Source organism: Paracoccus luteus (genome assembly GCF_004522155.1).
Classification (GTDB): domain Bacteria; phylum Pseudomonadota; class Alphaproteobacteria; order Rhodobacterales; family Rhodobacteraceae; genus Paracoccus; species Paracoccus luteus.
This window is the reverse complement of the sequence record NZ_SDEA01000003.1, coordinates 212,775-227,654: the sequence shown is the minus strand read 5'-3', so window position 1 is coordinate 227,654 and position 14,880 is coordinate 212,775. Positions and strand designations below refer to the sequence as shown.

The window sequence follows — 14,880 nt, the reverse complement described above, 5'->3', positions numbered from 1 at the left end:
ATCTTCAGGGGTCCGGCGGCCGCAGCACCATGTCGGCCGCGCGCGACCCCGCCTGCACCCGGCGCGCATTGGCCATGTCGTTGGCCAGATGCGCGGCGACGGCGTTCGCGTCGCAGCCGAGATCGCGCCAGCGCAGGGTCAGGCGGCGTTCCAGTTCCGGGGCGGCGACCTCGATCCAGACCGACAGATCCCAGCGCAGCCGGTCCCAGCCGGGGGCGTCCAGCAGCAGATAGTTCCCCTCGACCACCACAACGCCCGCGTCCGCCGGGACCACGGCCGCGCCCGCGATCGACAGGTCGCGGGTGCGGTCGAACAGCGGATGGACAACCGCCCCGCCGCCCCGCAGGCGTTCGACCAGCGCGGCGAAACCGTCTGCGTCGAACGTCTCCGGCGCGCCCTTGCGGGGCCGCAGGCTTGCGGCGTCCAGCAGGCGGTTGTCCAGGTGGAAGCCGTCCATCGGCACCAGCGGCGCGCCCAGGTGCCCGGCCAGCGCCGTGGCCAGCGTCGATTTCCCCGACCCCGGCGCGCCCGCCACGGCGACCAGCCGCCGGCCCGGCCCAAGCGCCGCGATCCGGTCCAGCAGCGCCGCGCCCGCCGGGCCGTATCCCGGCAGGGCGTCCGGGGCCGGGGTCAAGCCGCCAGCCCCTCGGGCAGCCTTGCGCCGGTCATATAGGCCACGGCGTCCGACATCGAATGCGCCCGCGGGTCGATCACCGCCAGCCTGCGGCCCAGCCTGTGGATGTGGATGCGGTCGGCCACCTCGAACACATGCGGCATGTTGTGCGAGATCAGCACGATAGGGATGCCGCGCGAGCGCACGTCAAGGATCAGGTCCAGCACCCGGCGGCTTTCCTTGACCCCCAGCGCCGCCGTCGGTTCGTCCAGGATGATGACGCGGCTGCCGAAGGCCGCGGCGCGGGCCACCGCGACGCCCTGTCGCTGGCCGCCCGACAGGGTTTCCACCGGCTGGGTGATGTTCTGGATCGTCATCAGCCCCAGTTCCGACAGCTTCTGCCGGGCGAAACGGTCCATCGCGGGCTTGTCCAGCATCCCCAACCAGTCGCCCAGGACGCCCTTGCGGCGCAGTTCGCGCCCCATGAACATGTTGTCGGAAATCGACAGCGCGGGGGACAGGGCCAGCGTCTGATAGACCGTCTCGATCCCGGCGCGGCGGGCCTGCAGCGGGTCGGCAAAGCTGACCGGCTGGCCGGCCAGCCGAATCTCGCCCTCGTCCGGGCGCACCGCGCCCGACAGCGCCTTGATCAGGCTGGACTTGCCCGCGCCGTTGTCGCCGATCACGGCCAGGATCTCGCCGGGGTAAAGCTCGAAGTCGGCGCGGTCCAGCGCGGTGACGCGGCCGTATCGCTTGACCAGCCCGCGCGCCTGCAGGACCGGGGTCGGCGTCTGGGTCATGACGATACCTTTCTGATCCACTGGTCGATGGCAACGGCGACGATGATCAGCCAGCCGGTGGCGAACAGCTGCCACAGCACGTCCACGCCCATCAGCCGCAGGCCGGAATTGAACACGCCGACGATCAGCGCCCCGATCAGCGGCCCCAGGATCGACCCGCGCCCGCCGAAGAGCGATATGCCCCCAATCACCACGGCGGTGATGGATTCCAGGTTCGCCTCCTGAAACGAGGTGGGGGACACCGATCCCACGCGCCCGATGGACGACCACGCCGCCAGCCCGCAGATCAGCCCGGCGGCCATATAGACCGACATCAGCACCCGGTCAGTCCTGATCCCGGCCAGCTTGGCCGATTCCAGGTCGTCGCCCACGGCATAGACGCGGCGGCCCCAGGCGGTGTGGTTCAGCAGGTAATACAGCAGCGCGAACACCGCCAGCATCAGCACCACGCCCCAGGTCAGCACGGCCGAGCCGACGTTGAACCGCGCCCCGAACAGTTTCAGCAGCGGCGCCTCGGCGTCCAGCGTCTGGCTGCGGATCGTGTTGCGGCCCGACAGGTAATAGTTCAGCGCCAGAAAGACGTTCCACGTCCCCAGCGTCGTGATGAAGGGCGGCAGCCGCAGCCGCGTCACCAACAGCCCGTTGACCACCCCCGCCAGCCCCGCGCCCGCCATCCCGCACAGGATCGCCAGCGGCACCGGCAGGCCCAGATCGACCGCCAGCCGCCCCATGATGACCGAGGTCAGCACCATGATCGCGCCGACCGACAGGTCGATCCCCGCCGTCAGGATCACCAGCGACTGCGCGGCGGCCAGCGTGCCGACGACCGCCACCTGCTGGGCGATCAGCGACAGGTTGAAGGCGGAAAAGAAGTTCGGGGCCAGCGCGCCGAAGGCCGCCAGCGCCAGCACCAGCACGATGATCGGCACCATCGTCGGATAGAGATGCAGGAAATGCTGCAGCCCGGCCAGCGGGCCGCGGCGCGCCAGGTCAAAGCTTGCGACCGCGTCGGCGGCGTCGCGCGGCGGGGCCGGGTCGGGTCTGTCGGTCATGCGGGGCACCTCTGCGAAAGGGGTGGCGGGCAGGATGGCGGGCGGGGTCGGCGGGCAGGGGAACTGCGGGCGGGGGTCGGCGGGCAGGGGAGCGGCGCGGGGCCGCCCCCCCTTTGGCGCGCGGCTTGCGCGGTCAGCCCGTCAGCCCCAGCACTGCGCCGTGCCATCCGCCACGCTGATCGACGCCACGCCGTCCACCGGCTGGTCGGTGACAAGGTTGACGCCGGTGTTGGTGAAATCTAGCCCCTGGGACGCCTGCGGCTTTGTGCCGTCCTTGGCAAAGGCGGCGATCGCCTCGATCCCCTGGGACGCCATCAGCAGCGGATATTGCTGCGAGGTGGCGCCGATCACGCCGTCCTTGACGTTTTCCACGCCCGGACAGCCGCCGTCCACCGACACGATCAGCACGTCGTTTTCCTTGCCGAACGACTTCAGCGCCTCATAGGCGCCGGCGGCCGCCGGTTCGTTGATCGTATAGACGACGTTGATCGCGGGGTCTTTCTGCAGCAACGCCTCCATCGCGCTGCGCCCGCCTTCCTCGTTCCCCGAGGTCGATTCGTGGCCCACGACGCGGGGGTCTTCCTCGTCCCCGATGCGGGTCTTGTCCTTCACGTCCACGCCGAAGCCGTCCAGAAAGCCCTGGTCGCGCATCACGTCCACGGACGGCGCGCTTTCGTTCAGGTCCAGCATGGCGATTTTGGCGTTCGCGGCGGCGTCGCCCAGCTTGCCTTTCGCCCATGCGCCGATCAGGCGCCCGGCCTCATAGTTGTCGGTGGCAAAGGTTGCGTCGGCGGCGTCGACGGGTTCCAGCGGCGTGTCCAGCGCGATGACCAGGATGCCCGCGTCCCGCGCCTGCCGGACCGATTCGGTGATCGCCTTGGTGTCGGACGCGGTGATCATGATGCCCTTGACGCCCGCCGCGATGCAGCTTTCCATCGCCTGCTGCTGGCTTTCGTGGTCGCCGTCCACCTTGCCGGCATAGGTCATCAGCTCCATCCCCAGTTCCTGCGCCTTCGCGGCCGCACCTTCCTTCATCTTGACGAAGAACGGGTTGATGTCGGTCTTGGTGATCAGGCAGGCGCTGTCGGCGGCCATCGCGGCGCCGGCGCCAAAGGTCAGTGCCGTGGTCGCAAGCGCGGCCCGGATCAGTTGCGTCCTGGTCATGCGGTCTCTCTCCCCTGGAAATCCGAGTCGGCCCCTTTTCCCCGGCCGATCCGGGATCAGCGGACACCGAAAGAACCGGGCTTGTCAATAAATCAGTCATCCTGATTAATCGGGGCAGGGTTCAGCGGGGGGAAAGGCGATGCGGGCATCGACGCCGGGCGGTTTGCGCAACCACCACGAGCGGCTGATCCTTTCGGCGGTGCGCCGGGGCGGCCCGCTGTCGCGCGCGGCGCTGGCGCAGGCGACCGGGCTTTCGGCGCAGTCGGTCGGCACGATCACCCGCGCGCTGATCGACGCGGGCTATCTCGACCCCGGAGAGCCGATGCGCGGGCAGGTCGGCCAGCCCCGCACGCCGCTGGCGTTGGCCGCGGGGGGGGCGCTGTTCCTCGGCCTCAAGGTCGGGCGCCGCCGGGCCGAGGCGGTGCTGATGGATTTCGCAGGCGGGGTGCGCGCGCGCTGCCTGCGCGACCACGACCACCCCGACCCCGACGCGGTCATGGCGTTCGCCCGCGACAGCGCGGCGCGGATGCTGGACCCGCTGCCAGCGCCCCTGCGCGAGCGGCTGGCGGGACTGGGCGTCGGCATCCCGTTCAGCCTGTGGGACTGGGGCCCGGACATGCAGGGCTGGCGCGACCGCGACCTGCGCGGCGATCTGGCGGCGGCGCTGGACATGCCGGTCTGGCTGGAAAACGACGCCACCTGCGCCTGCGCGGCGGAACTGCTGTTCGGCACCGGCGCGCCGCTGCCGCGCGATTTCCTGTATCTGTATGTCGCCCATTTCGCGGGCGGCGGCATCGTGCTGGACGGGCAGCTGCGGACCGGGCCGACCGGGAACGCGGCGGCCATCGGATCCCTGCCCGTGCGTGGCGGGGGCGTGCAGGCGGGCGGGCAGGTGCTGGACCACGCCGCCGTGGCCGCGCTGGAACGCCGCATGGGCGCGGTGCTGCCGGCGGACGATGGGGCCTGGGCGATCCCCGACGCGGTCGCCGCCGACTGGATCGCTGATGCGGCGGACGCGCTGGCGCAGGCGGCGCTGGCCGGGGTCGCGGTCGCGGACCTTGGGCTGGTGGTGATCGACGGGGCGATGCCCGCCGCCTTGCGCGACCGGCTGGCCGCGGCGACGGCGCAGGCGCTGGACCGGCTGCCCTCGGCCGGGATCGCGGTGCCGCGCGTCGCCTGCGGCACGGTCGGGCGCGCGGCCCGCGCGATGGGCGCGGCCGCCCTGCCGCTGCGCGCGCAGTTCCTGCCCGGCGGCACGCTGGCGGACGCGCGGCTGGGCGCGCGCTGAGGGCAAACCCCGGTCTGGCGCGGCGGCCCCGGCGGCGGTATGGGAAACCAGCGGGCGGCAGGGGCGTTTTGCCCGCGACGAACAAGGGGTTGACGATGGCCGATGATCCGTATGCCGCGCTGGGCGTCGCAAAGACCGCGTCCGAGGCCGAGATCAAGAAGGCCTATCGGCGCATCGCCAAGACCGACCACCCCGACCTGAACGACGATCCCGCCGCGCATGACCGCTTCAAGGCGGCGTCGGCGGCCTATGATTTGCTGAAGGACGCCGACCAGCGCGCCCGTTTCGACCGGGGCGAGATCGACGCCCAGGGCCAGGAACGCCCGCAGCGCCGCTATTACCGCGACTTTTCCGAAGGCGCGGGCAACCCCTACCGGACCGAGGCGAATTACGGCGATTTCTCGGACGTGTTCGCCGATCTGTTCGGGGACGGGCAGGGCGGCGGGCAGGGCGGGCCGCGCCGCGGCCGCGCCGGCGGTTTCGGCGGCGGCGGCTTTGGCGGCGCGCAGGGCGCGCGCAGCTTCGACATGCGCGGGCAGGACCACCGCTATACGCTCGAGGTGGATTTCCTGACCGCGGCGCGCGGCGGCACGACGCGCATCACCCTGCCCGACGGCCATTCGCTGGACGTCCAGATCCCCGCCGGCACCCGCGACGGCCAGACCATCCGCCTGCGCGGCAAGGGCGGCCCCGGCATGGGCGGGGGCGGGCCGGGCGATGCGCTGCTGGCGGTCACGGTCGCCGACGACCCCGACTGGCGGCGCGAGGGCGACGACATCCTGACCACCCTGCCGATCACCATCGACGAGGCTGTCCTGGGCGCCAAGGTCGAGGCGCAGACCCTGGACGGCCCCGTCAAGCTGACCGTGCCGCGCGGCGCGTCCAGCGGGCAAAAGCTGCGGCTGCGCGGGCGCGGGCTGGCGGGGTCCGGCGGCACCCGCGGCGACCAGCACGTCGAGCTGCGGATCGTCATGCCGGCGCGGGTGGACGACGAACTGGCGTCCTTCATGGAACGCTGGCGCGAGGGCCACGCCTATGACCCGCGCGCCACGCCGCGGGGGGGCAGGCCATGATCGGCCGGGACGAGCTGCTGGCGGCGCTGCCCGGCCTGACCGGCCCGGCGCTGGACGCGCTGACGGCCGCGGGCATCGTGCGCCCCGTCCAGTCGCCCGACGGCCCCCGGTTCCGCCCCATCGACGAGGCCCGCCTGACCCTGGCGCTGGAACTCGAGGACGCCTATGCCTTGGACGCCGAGGCGCTGGCGCTGGTGCTGTCGCTGATCGACCAGGTCCACGGCCTGCGCGGCGAGATGCGCGCCATGCTGTCCGCCGTCGCCGCCGAGCCGCCCGAAACCCGCGCCCGCCTGCGCGAGATCATCACCACGACGCGGGTGACGCTGCGGCGCTGACGCGGGGGCAGTGGCTGCGCCAGCGACAGCGCGGCGGCGACACGGGGTTGCGCGCGAGATCATCACCACGGCGAGGACGACGCTGTCGGGGCTGACTGGGGAAGGGACCGCGCCTTCCCGCCGCCCGGCCGGCGCACGGGCCTTGGCCCGCGCCGCCGCCCTGCAAGAGTGTGACGGCCCGAAACCTGCGCCGCATGCGCGGGGCCATCACCAGGACGCGGGTGACGTGCGGGGCTGACGCGGGTCAACGCTGCGCCTGTAGTGGCCGCGCGGCGGGACACGGGGCTTGGCCGCGTCTGCGCGGCCGAGCGGCCGGAACACGAGCCTTGGTCCGCGCCAGCGGCGGCGCGGCCGCGACACGGGGCTTGGCCCTTGCCACCGTCCTGCAAGGACGCGGCAGCCGCGCGGCCCGCGCCACTTCTCCGCAAAGCCGCGGCCCCGCTCCCCTCGGCGGCCGCTATCCCGCAACGCGGATCGTGTCGCCGGGCAGGAACGTGGGGGCCAGCGCGATCACGCCGCCGTCGGGGCGGGCGTCCTTGCCCGCCACGATGCGGGCGGCGCGGCGGCCGATTTCCAGCCGGCGGGCGTCGGTGGTGGCCAGGCGGATCGGCAGGCCGTCCAGCAGGTCAACCCCGTTGAACCCCGCCAGCCCCAGCCGGCCGGGAATGTCGATGCCCTGCTCGCGCGCCCAGATCAGCCCGCCCGCCCCGATCAGGTCGTTCGAGAAATACAGGAAATCCAGATCCGGCTCGCGCGCTAGGATGCGTTCCGTCAGCTCGCGCCCCTTTCCCAGCGACGACCCGCCCTGGTAATATTCGCGCGCGGCCAGCGGCACGCCGGCGGCGTTCAGCGCCCGCTCGAACCCGGCCAGGCGTTTGCGGGCGCGATGATCCTCGGGCATGTGGGTGCCGATGAAACCGATGCGGCGATAGCCTGCGGACAGGATGTGGCCCGCCATCTCGACCCCGGCGCGGTCGTGGCTGATGCCGACGGCGGTGTCGATCGGGTCGCCGTCGATGTCCATGATCTCGACCACCGGGATGCCCGCGGCCTCAAGCATCGCGCGCGAGGCCCGCGAATGTTCCAGCCCGGCGAGGATCACCCCCGACGGCCGCCAGCTGAGCATGTCGTACAGCACCGCCTCTTCGCGCGCGGGGCCATAGTGGGTGACGCCGATCACGGGTTGCAGCCCGGTGTCGTCCAGTTCCGCCGAGATGCCGCCCAGCACCTCGGGAAAGACCAGGTTCGACAGCGACGGGATCACCACCGCGACCAGGTTGACGCGCTGGCTGGCCAGCCCGCCGGCGATCTTATTGGGCACATACCCCAGCGCCCGCGCCGCCGTCTGCACCTTTTCGCGCGTCGCCGGCGACACGTCGCCCCGGTTGCGCAGCACGCGGCTGACCGTCATCTCGCTGACGCCGGAGGCCAGCGACACGTCGCGCAGCGTCAAGGGGCGGCGGGGGCGGTTCGGGTTCATGGATACAACCGATGCGGGATGTCCCGCGTTAGCGCATGACAGCCCCGCCCGCAACCTTGCCAAGCGCGCCGCGCGGGGGCAGAAAGGGCGCGGCGACCTCGTGGCTCAACTGGATAGAGCAGCCCCCTCCTAAGGGGCAGGTTGGGGGTTCAAGTCCCTCCGGGGTCACCACCGGCATCTTGCAGATACGGCGCAGCCGTGCACGTCCCGGCGTTTTCGTGCGCAACCCGGCGGCCGACCGGGTTGAGCGGCGTCCTTGGGTCTGTGCACCGGGACACGTTCAGCGCGTCCGATCGCACACCGCATTGACGGCCCTGATTCTTGCATGGTCGCGCAGCAACCCGGCGGCGCGCAACAGCCATGCGGTCAGCCGGAACTGCGCCGGACGGCTCGCTCAAGCGCGTCAAGGAAGCGCGACCGATCTGCCTTGGCAAAGCTGCGCCCGCCCCCCTGCCGGAACGGATCGGCGGCGCGCAGGTCGGCCAGCAGGTCGCGGGTCGCAAGGATGTTGCCGATGTTCTCGGGCGTCAGCGCCGTGCCGTCGTGCTTTAGAACCTGCGCGCGGGCCTCGACGCATCGCGCGGCCAGAGGGATGTCGCCGGTGATCACGATGTCGCCGGGACCGACGCGGTCGGCGATCCACTTGTCGGCCTCATCGGGGCCCTCCGGCACGATGACCGTCTGGACGAGCGGGTTCTGCGATGGCCTGATCCCGCCGTTCGAGACGATCAGCACCCGCAGCGCGTGCCGCGTGGCCACCCGCTCGACCTCGGCTTTCACGGGGCAGGCGTCCGCATCCACATAGATCGCCATCGATCAACGTCCTCCGGGAAAGGTGCTGTCGCGCCGCTATCGCGGCAGGGCCGATGCACGTCAACCGGTGCTTGATCCGCCGCCCGCCCCTCGCGCGCGGCCTGCGCCGGCGCGGCGCCGGGGCACCGATCCCGTCAGTCGATCCCGGCCATCGTCTGCATCACGCGCACCAGTTCGGACGCGATGCGCGGCTCGCTCAGCGCGTGGCCGGATGCGGGGACGATGCGCAGGTCGCTGCGCGCCCAGCCCTGCGCCAGCTCGTGCGCGCTGATCGGGGGGCAGACCATGTCATAGCGGCCTTGCACGATGACGGCGGGGATATGCTCGATCCGGTGGCGGTCGCGCAGCAGCTGCCCTTCGTCCAGAAAGCAGGCGTTGGCGAAATAGTGGTTTTCCAGCCGCGAGAAGGCGTGCGCGTAATCGGGCGGCGCGTGGCCGCCCGCGCCGCTGTCCAGCCCCGCCAGCGCGTTTTCCCACGCCATCCACGACAGGGCAAAGCGGGTTTCCTCGGCCCGGTCGCCGGAAAACAGCCGGCGGTGATAGGCGGCGATCAGGTCGCCGCGTTCCTCGGGCGGGATCGGCGCCTGGAACCGCGCCCACAGATCCGGCCAGAACCGCCCCGCGCCGCCGCCATAGAACCAGTCCAGTTCCGACCGCCGGCCCAGGAACACCCCGCGCAGCACCAGCGCGGTCACGGCGTCAGGGCGGGCCTGCGCGCAGGCCAGCGCCAGCGTCGCGCCCCAGCTGCCGCCGAACAGCACGGCGGGGGGCAGGTCCATCGCGGCGCGGATCGCGTCGATGTCGCCGATCAGATGGGCGGTGGTGTTCGCCTGAACGCTGGCGTGTGGCGTGGACCGCCCGCAGCCGCGCTGGTCGAACAGCACGACGCGCCAGTGGCCGGGGTCGAAGAACCGGCGCATCACCGGGCTGCAGCCGCCGCCCGGACCGCCGTGCAGCACGATAACGGGCCGGCCGTCGGGGTTGCCGCATTGCTCGGCATAGATCATGTGGCCGTCGCCGCGGTCGATGATGCGGCGGTCGAACGGCTCGATCGGCGGGAACAGCCGCGCCGTGCCGGAACCGGCCATCCGCCCCTGCGACGTCGCGTCCGCGTTTTGCCCTGCCACCCGGTCCATGCCCCGGTTATACACCGCTTTGCCCGCCCGTCACCAGACGGGCCAAGGAACCGGAGCGCGCGATGACCCGAGCAACCAGCATCGACCCGGCCGAGGTCGCCAAGTTCCAGGCGATGGCCGCCGAATGGTGGGACGTGCAGGGCAAGTTCAAGCCGCTGCACATGATGAACCCGGTCCGGCTGGATTACATCCTGTCGCAGATCGCGGCCGAGTTCGGGCGCGACCGCCGCAGCCTGCGCCCGCTGGCGGGGTTGCGGCTGCTGGACATCGGCTGCGGCGGCGGGCTGGTGGCGGAACCGATGGCGCGGCTGGGCGCGGCGGTGACGGGCGCCGACGCGGCCGAGGAAAACATCGCCGTGGCGCGGCTGCATGCCGAGCAGTCGGGCCTGTCCATCGACTATCGCGCCACCACCGCCGAGGCCTTGGCCGACGAGGGCGCGACCTTCGACGTCGTGCTGGCGCTGGAGATCGTGGAGCATGTGGCCGACCCGGCCGAGTTCGTGGCCACCTGCGCGCGTCTGTTGCGCCCCGGCGGCATGCTGGTGCTGTCAACGCTGAACCGCACGCCGCAAAGCTTTGCCGCCGCCATCGTCGGCGCGGAATGGGTCATGCGCTGGCTGCCCCGCGGCACCCACGACTGGCGCCGCTTCATCCGCCCCGACGATCTGGCCGCGATGGCCGAGGCGGCGGGCGTCACGGTCGTTGACCGCACCGGCATGGTGTTCAACCCGCTGCGCTGGTCTTGGTCGCTGTCCAGGGACGATCTGGCGGTGAACTATGCGGTGACGGGGCTGCGGCGCTAGGGTTCAGCCCTCTTCCTCAAGCCGTTCGCGCAGGCGGCGCAGCACGGGCAGGGCGGCGCGGACCTGCGCGGGATCGAGGTCGCGCACCACGTCCGCGATGCGGGGCAGGAACGACGCCAGCGCCGCGTCGCGCGCCGCCCGCCCCGCCGGGCTGATCGACACGAACTTGCGCCGCGCGTCGTCCCAGTCGGGGCGGATATGGACCTGGCCGTTCCATTTCAGCCGCGACAGGGTGTTCGTCATCGCGCTGCGGTTGACGTGAAAGGCGGCGGCAAGCTGGGCCGGGGTGCGCTCCTCGTTCAGATGCGCCAGCAGGTTCAGGACCGAGAAATGCGACAGCTGCATCCCCTTGGGCAGCGCCCGCGTCACCATGTTGCGGGCCAGCTGTTCGGAAATCAGCACCTCGGCGAACAGGCTGGCGGCAAGACGCTCGGCGCCGTGGTCGTCGCTCATGGTCCGGTGAAACCGGTGTCGAGGGACCAGGCCGGGACGCGGGCGCGGGCGCGGTCCACCTGCGAAAGGTCAAGGTCCACGACGGTCACGCCGGGGTCGGTGCCGCCGTCGGCCAGCACCTCGCCCCAGGGGGCGACGGCCAGCGAATGACCGTGGCTGCGGCGGGGCCGCGCGCCCGGCGAATCGGGCGCGGGATGGGTGCCGCATTGCGCGGCGGCCAGCACGAAGCACCCCGTCTCGATCGCGCGGGCGCGCAGCAGCACGGTCCAGTGCGCGGCCCCCGTGGTGTCGTTGAAGGCGGCGGGCACGGTCAGGACCTGCGCCCCCGCCTGCGCCAGCCGCCGATAGAGATGCGGGAACCGCACATCATAGCAGACCGTCATCCCGATCCGCGCCGGGCCGTCCGCCAGCACCGCGCGGCCGCCGGGCCGGAACGCCGCGCTTTCGCGATAGCTTTCCGTGTCCGAGATGGTCACGTCGAACATGTGGATCTTGTCATAGCGCGCGGCGATGCTGCCATCCGGCGCGACCAGAAAGCTGCGGTTGGCGAAGCGCGGCTCGGCCGGGTCGTCCGACAGCAGCGACAGCGACCCGATGGACAGCCAGACGCCCAGACGCGCGGCATCCGCGCGCAGGGCGGCCAGCGTCGGGTCGTCTCCCTCGCGGTGCAGCAGGGCCGCCTGTCGCGCGCGGTCGGGGGTCAGCAGGTTCGTGACCTCGGGCGTCAGGACCAGCGTCGCGCCCTGGGCTGCGGCGTCGGCGACCATCCCGCGCGTGACGGAAAGGTTCGCGGCGGGATCGTCGCCCACCGACAGCTGGACCAGTGCGGCGCGGATCGTCACAGCCCCAGCAGCGCGTCCAGCTTGCCCGCGCGGTCCAGCGCGTGGATGTCGTCCGACCCGCCCACGGGCTGGCCGTCGATGAAGATCTGGGGCACCGTGCGGCGCCCCATCGCGCGCTGGGTCATCTCGGCCCGGCGCGACGGGTCGCGGCCCACGTCGATCAACTCATACTCCACCCCCTTGCGCGCCAACAGGCCGCGCGCGGTGTGGCAATAAGGGCAGCTTTGGGTCGCATAGACCTCGACACGGGCGGTCATCGGCATCTCCGTAACGTGCATTCGGCATCTATCTAGGTGCGGCGCGCGGCCATCGCCAGTCATGCGTGTGGATGGTCCGGGGCGAACGCGCCGCGGGGGCGGTCGTTCCGCCGCGGCCCCGCCCGATCCGCTTGTCACTGCGGGGGGGCGGCCCTATATCGCGGGCTTGCCTTTCAGAACCGGGGTTTACCCATGACCACGCCGCAGACGCCGTTCTATCTGATCGACCGCGCGGCTTTGGCCGCCAACATGGCCAAGATGGAACGCCTGCGTGAACGGTCGGGCGCAAGGACGCTGCTGGCGCTGAAATGCTTTGCGACCTGGGGCGTGTTCGGGCAGATGGCGCAGTCGATGGACGGCACCACCTCGTCCAGCCTGAACGAATTGCGTCTGGGACGCGAAAAGTTCGGGGGCGAGACGCACGCCTATTCCGTCGCCTGGGCCGACCACGAGATCGACGAGGCGGTGGGTTACGCCGACAAGATCATCTTCAACAGCCTCGGCCAGCTTGACCGCTTTGCGGATCGCGCGTCGGGCATCGCCCGCGGGCTGCGGTTGAACCCGCGGTTCTCGACCTCGGGCTTTGACCTTGCGGACCCGGCGCGCAAGTTCTCGCGCCTGGGCGAATGGGACATGGCGCGGCTGGAACAGGCGCTGGACCGCATCTCGGGCGTGATGATCCATTACAACTGCGAGAACCGCGACTTTGACCTGTTTTCGGTCCAACTCGACCGGATCGAATCCGAGTTCGGCGGTTTTCTGGAAAAGCTGGATTGGGTCAGCCTTGGCGGCGGCATCCATTTCACCGGCGAGGGCTATCCGCTGGACGACCTCGCCGACCGGCTGCGCGCGTTTTCCGACCGCTTCGGCGTGCAGGTCTATCTGGAACCCGGCGAGGCCAGCATCACCGGCACCACGACGCTGGAACTGACGGTGCTGGACATCCTGAACAACGGCAAGGAGGTCGCCGTCGTGGACAGCAGCATCGAGGCGCACATGCTGGACCTGCTGATCTATCGCGAGGACGCCAAGCTGCCGCAGGACGGCGCGCATGAATACCAGATCGCGGGCAAGTCCTGCCTTGCGGGCGACATCTTCGGCGACGCGCGCTTTCCCCGGCCGCTGAAGGTCGGCGACCGCATCAGCGTAGAGGACGCGGCCGGTTACACGATGGTCAAGAAGAACTGGTTCAACGGCGTCGCGATGCCCGCGATCTGCATCCGCGAACTGGACGGCACCATCACGACCGTCCGCTCGTTCGGCTACGACGACTACCGGGACTCGCTGTCCTGAACCCGCGAAAGGAGACCGCTGCGGTGGCAAAACCCAACGTCCTCATCATCGGCGCCGGCGGCGTGGCGCAGGTCGCCGCGCACAAGGTCGCGCAATGGGCCGACGAGTTCGGTGACATCCACATCGCCAACCGCACGCAGTCCAGGGCCGACGCCATCGTCGGCACGATCCGCGACAAGGGCACGGCGCACGGGCGCACCATCACCACCCATCCGCTGGACGCGATGGACGCGGACGCCGTGGCCGCGCTGATCCGGCGCACCGACGCACGGATCGTCATCAACGTGGGCTCCGCCTTCATCAACATGACGGTCCTGCAGGGCTGCATCGACACGGGCGCGGCCTATATCGACACCGCCATCCACGAGGATCCGGCCAAGATCTGCGAGACGCCGCCGTGGTATGGCAACTATGAATGGCAGCGGCGCGAGGCCTGCGCGGCGGCGGGCGTGACCGCCATCCTCGGCGCGGGCTTCGATCCCGGTGTCGTCAACGCCTATGCCCGGCTGGCCGAGGACGAGTATTTCGACACCATCGAATCCATCGACATCGTGGACATCAACGCGGGCAACCACGGCCGCTGGTTCGCCACCAACTTCGACCCCGAGATCAACTTCCGCGAGTTCACCGGCACGGTTTACAGCTGGCAGGGCGGCGAGTGGCGCGAGAACGAGATGTTCGAGGTCGGCCGCGAATGGGATCTGCCCGTCGTCGGCAGGCAGACGGCGTATCTGTCGGGCCATGACGAGGTCCACAGCCTGTCCGCCCGCTACAAGGACGCGGACGTGCGGTTCTGGATGGGATTCGGCGCGCACTACATCAACGTCTTCACCGTGCTGAAGAACCTGGGCCTGCTGTCCGAACAGCCGGTCACCACCGCCGAAGGGCAGACGGTCGTGCCGCTGAAAGTGGTCAAGGCGGTGCTGCCCGACCCGTCCAGCCTTGCGCCCGACTATACCGGCAAGACCTGCATCGGCGATCTGGTCAAGGGCACCCGCGACGGCCAGCCGGGCGAGGTGTTCATCTACAACGTCGCCGACCACAAGGACGCCTTCGAGGAGGTCGGCTCGCAGGGCATCAGCTATACCGCCGGCGTGCCCCCGGTGGCGGCCGCGATCCTGATCGCGCGCGGCGACTGGGACGTCAAACGCATGGTCAACGTCGAGGATCTGCCCGCGCGCCCGTTCCTTGACCTGCTGGGCCGCATGGGCCTGCCCACCCGCGTCATCGACGCGACCGGCGACCACGCGATCTGACCAGAGGGCCGCGCGGCCGGGGATAGGCGCGGGCGGGGGCGGGGCGCGCCCGGAAGGGGACGGCCGGCCAGCAAGAGAACGGCCTCGCGCGCCCACTGGAGAACGGCCCCGCCTGCCGCGCGAACGAGCGGCCCCGGCGCGCCCGGCAGCGGACGTCCCGGCGCGCTGTGCCAGCGAGCGGCCCCCGCGCCCTCAGCCCACGGGAACGTCGGCGCCGAGGGC

General features: G+C 71.1%; 16 protein-coding genes and 1 tRNA gene. 7 read left to right on the top strand and 10 right to left on the bottom strand.

Annotation, left to right across the window (positions count from 1 at the left end; all coding sequences use genetic code 11):
• Positions 1 to 4: 4 nt before the first annotated feature.
• The 4 genes from EPA64_RS06020 to EPA64_RS06005 all read right to left on the bottom strand — a co-directional run bounded on the left by EPA64_RS06020 (position 5) and on the right by EPA64_RS06005 (position 3,629).
• Complete coding sequence (locus EPA64_RS06020; protein WP_246026633.1) at positions 5 to 634, bottom strand: AAA family ATPase; 630 nt, start codon at positions 632 to 634, stop codon at positions 5 to 7.
• Positions 631 to 1,413, bottom strand: a complete 783-nt coding sequence (locus EPA64_RS06015) for an ATP-binding cassette domain-containing protein (RefSeq protein ID WP_134725330.1) — start codon at positions 1,411 to 1,413, stop codon at positions 631 to 633. Before EPA64_RS06015 ends, EPA64_RS06020 begins: the two co-directional genes overlap by 4 nt.
• The gene (locus tag EPA64_RS06010; protein ID WP_134725329.1) at positions 1,410 to 2,465 is read right to left on the bottom strand and encodes an ABC transporter permease; all 1,056 of its coding nucleotides are present in this window, start codon (positions 2,463 to 2,465) and stop codon (positions 1,410 to 1,412) included. Before EPA64_RS06010 ends, EPA64_RS06015 begins: the two co-directional genes overlap by 4 nt.
• A gap of 141 nt (positions 2,466 to 2,606) precedes the next feature.
• Entirely contained in the window at positions 2,607 to 3,629 is a 1,023-nt protein-coding gene (locus tag EPA64_RS06005) for a sugar ABC transporter substrate-binding protein (protein WP_134725328.1), read from the bottom strand.
• A 139-nt stretch (positions 3,630 to 3,768) separates the two neighbouring features.
• Between EPA64_RS06005 and EPA64_RS06000 the strand changes: the two genes are divergently transcribed.
• The 3 genes from EPA64_RS06000 (at position 3,769) to EPA64_RS05990 (ending at position 6,325) form a co-directional block, all read left to right on the top strand.
• Positions 3,769 to 4,917 (top strand): ROK family transcriptional regulator, encoded by a 1,149-nt coding sequence (locus EPA64_RS06000; protein ID WP_134725327.1) that lies wholly within the window; start codon positions 3,769 to 3,771, stop codon positions 4,915 to 4,917.
• 95 nt (positions 4,918 to 5,012) lie between these two features.
• Positions 5,013 to 5,990, top strand: coding sequence for a DnaJ C-terminal domain-containing protein (locus EPA64_RS05995; RefSeq protein WP_134725326.1), 978 nt, complete (start codon positions 5,013 to 5,015; stop codon positions 5,988 to 5,990).
• Positions 5,987 to 6,325 carry a hypothetical protein gene (locus EPA64_RS05990; RefSeq protein WP_134725325.1) on the top strand — a complete coding sequence of 113 codons (339 nt, stop codon included), beginning with the start codon at positions 5,987 to 5,989 and terminating at the stop codon, positions 6,323 to 6,325. The genes EPA64_RS05995 and EPA64_RS05990 overlap by 4 nt, the downstream gene beginning before the upstream one ends.
• Positions 6,326 to 6,782: 457 nt before the next feature.
• Here the strand turns inward: EPA64_RS05990 and EPA64_RS05985 are convergent, their stop codons facing one another.
• On the bottom strand, positions 6,783 to 7,805 hold the full coding sequence (locus EPA64_RS05985; RefSeq protein ID WP_134725324.1) for a LacI family DNA-binding transcriptional regulator: 1,023 nt from the start codon (positions 7,803 to 7,805) through the stop codon (positions 6,783 to 6,785).
• 94 nt (positions 7,806 to 7,899) lie between these two features.
• Between EPA64_RS05985 and EPA64_RS05980 the strand changes: the two genes are divergently transcribed.
• Positions 7,900 to 7,976, top strand: a tRNA-Arg gene (locus EPA64_RS05980).
• 195 nt (positions 7,977 to 8,171) lie between these two features.
• On the opposite strand, the gene EPA64_RS05975 is transcribed toward EPA64_RS05980, so the two are convergent.
• Positions 8,172 to 8,618 (bottom strand): YaiI/YqxD family protein, encoded by a 447-nt coding sequence (locus EPA64_RS05975; protein WP_134725323.1) that lies wholly within the window; start codon positions 8,616 to 8,618, stop codon positions 8,172 to 8,174.
• 134 nt (positions 8,619 to 8,752) lie between these two features.
• A complete protein-coding gene (gene pip / locus EPA64_RS05970; RefSeq protein WP_134725496.1) occupies positions 8,753 to 9,706 on the bottom strand; it encodes a prolyl aminopeptidase in 954 nt (317 codons plus the stop codon).
• A 110-nt stretch (positions 9,707 to 9,816) separates the two neighbouring features.
• Here pip and ubiG point away from each other — a divergent pair, with 110 nt between their 5' ends.
• Positions 9,817 to 10,557 carry a bifunctional 2-polyprenyl-6-hydroxyphenol methylase/3-demethylubiquinol 3-O-methyltransferase UbiG gene (ubiG, locus tag EPA64_RS05965; protein WP_134725322.1) on the top strand — a complete coding sequence of 247 codons (741 nt, stop codon included), beginning with the start codon at positions 9,817 to 9,819 and terminating at the stop codon, positions 10,555 to 10,557.
• A 3-nt stretch (positions 10,558 to 10,560) separates the two neighbouring features.
• On the opposite strand, the gene EPA64_RS05960 is transcribed toward ubiG, so the two are convergent.
• The 3 genes from EPA64_RS05960 to grxC are packed head-to-tail and all read right to left on the bottom strand — an operon-like array spanning position 10,561 to position 12,109.
• Positions 10,561 to 11,010 carry a MarR family winged helix-turn-helix transcriptional regulator gene (locus EPA64_RS05960; protein WP_134725321.1) on the bottom strand — a complete coding sequence of 150 codons (450 nt, stop codon included), beginning with the start codon at positions 11,008 to 11,010 and terminating at the stop codon, positions 10,561 to 10,563.
• Positions 11,007 to 11,846 carry a carbon-nitrogen hydrolase family protein gene (locus tag EPA64_RS05955; RefSeq protein WP_134725495.1) on the bottom strand — a complete coding sequence of 280 codons (840 nt, stop codon included), beginning with the start codon at positions 11,844 to 11,846 and terminating at the stop codon, positions 11,007 to 11,009. The genes EPA64_RS05960 and EPA64_RS05955 overlap by 4 nt, the downstream gene beginning before the upstream one ends.
• A gap of 2 nt (positions 11,847 to 11,848) precedes the next feature.
• Positions 11,849 to 12,109: a glutaredoxin 3 gene (grxC, locus tag EPA64_RS05950; protein WP_134725320.1), complete on the bottom strand. Its 261-nt coding sequence runs from the start codon at positions 12,107 to 12,109 to the stop codon at positions 11,849 to 11,851.
• A 192-nt stretch (positions 12,110 to 12,301) separates the two neighbouring features.
• Here grxC and EPA64_RS05945 point away from each other — a divergent pair, with 192 nt between their 5' ends.
• Positions 12,302 to 13,402, top strand: a complete 1,101-nt coding sequence (locus tag EPA64_RS05945) for a carboxynorspermidine decarboxylase (protein WP_134725319.1) — start codon at positions 12,302 to 12,304, stop codon at positions 13,400 to 13,402.
• Positions 13,403 to 13,425: 23 nt separating this feature from the next.
• On the top strand, positions 13,426 to 14,658 hold the full coding sequence (locus EPA64_RS05940; protein WP_134725318.1) for a saccharopine dehydrogenase family protein: 1,233 nt from the start codon (positions 13,426 to 13,428) through the stop codon (positions 14,656 to 14,658).
• The last annotated feature ends 222 nt before the right edge of the window (positions 14,659 to 14,880 follow it).

What these genes read in the sequence shown, in the direction of transcription:
- EPA64_RS05995 (WP_134725326.1), top strand. Translation starts at nt 5,013, where the DNA reads ATGGCCGATGATCCGTATGCCGCGCTGGGCGTCGCAAAGACCGCGTCC.
- EPA64_RS05975 (WP_134725323.1), bottom strand. Translation starts at nt 8,618, where the DNA reads ATGGCGATCTATGTGGATGCGGACGCCTGCCCCGTGAAAGCCGAGGTC.
- EPA64_RS05945 (WP_134725319.1), top strand. Translation starts at nt 12,302, where the DNA reads ATGACCACGCCGCAGACGCCGTTCTATCTGATCGACCGCGCGGCTTTG.
- EPA64_RS05985 (WP_134725324.1), bottom strand. Translation starts at nt 7,805, where the DNA reads ATGAACCCGAACCGCCCCCGCCGCCCCTTGACGCTGCGCGACGTGTCG.
- ubiG (WP_134725322.1), top strand. Translation starts at nt 9,817, where the DNA reads ATGACCCGAGCAACCAGCATCGACCCGGCCGAGGTCGCCAAGTTCCAG.
- EPA64_RS06010 (WP_134725329.1), bottom strand. Translation starts at nt 2,465, where the DNA reads ATGACCGACAGACCCGACCCGGCCCCGCCGCGCGACGCCGCCGACGCG.
- EPA64_RS05960 (WP_134725321.1), bottom strand. Translation starts at nt 11,010, where the DNA reads ATGAGCGACGACCACGGCGCCGAGCGTCTTGCCGCCAGCCTGTTCGCC.
- pip (WP_134725496.1), bottom strand. Translation starts at nt 9,706, where the DNA reads ATGGCCGGTTCCGGCACGGCGCGGCTGTTCCCGCCGATCGAGCCGTTC.
- EPA64_RS06005 (WP_134725328.1), bottom strand. Translation starts at nt 3,629, where the DNA reads ATGACCAGGACGCAACTGATCCGGGCCGCGCTTGCGACCACGGCACTG.
- EPA64_RS05990 (WP_134725325.1), top strand. Translation starts at nt 5,987, where the DNA reads ATGATCGGCCGGGACGAGCTGCTGGCGGCGCTGCCCGGCCTGACCGGC.
- grxC (WP_134725320.1), bottom strand. Translation starts at nt 12,109, where the DNA reads ATGACCGCCCGTGTCGAGGTCTATGCGACCCAAAGCTGCCCTTATTGC.
- EPA64_RS06015 (WP_134725330.1), bottom strand. Translation starts at nt 1,413, where the DNA reads ATGACCCAGACGCCGACCCCGGTCCTGCAGGCGCGCGGGCTGGTCAAG.
- EPA64_RS06000 (WP_134725327.1), top strand. Translation starts at nt 3,769, where the DNA reads ATGCGGGCATCGACGCCGGGCGGTTTGCGCAACCACCACGAGCGGCTG.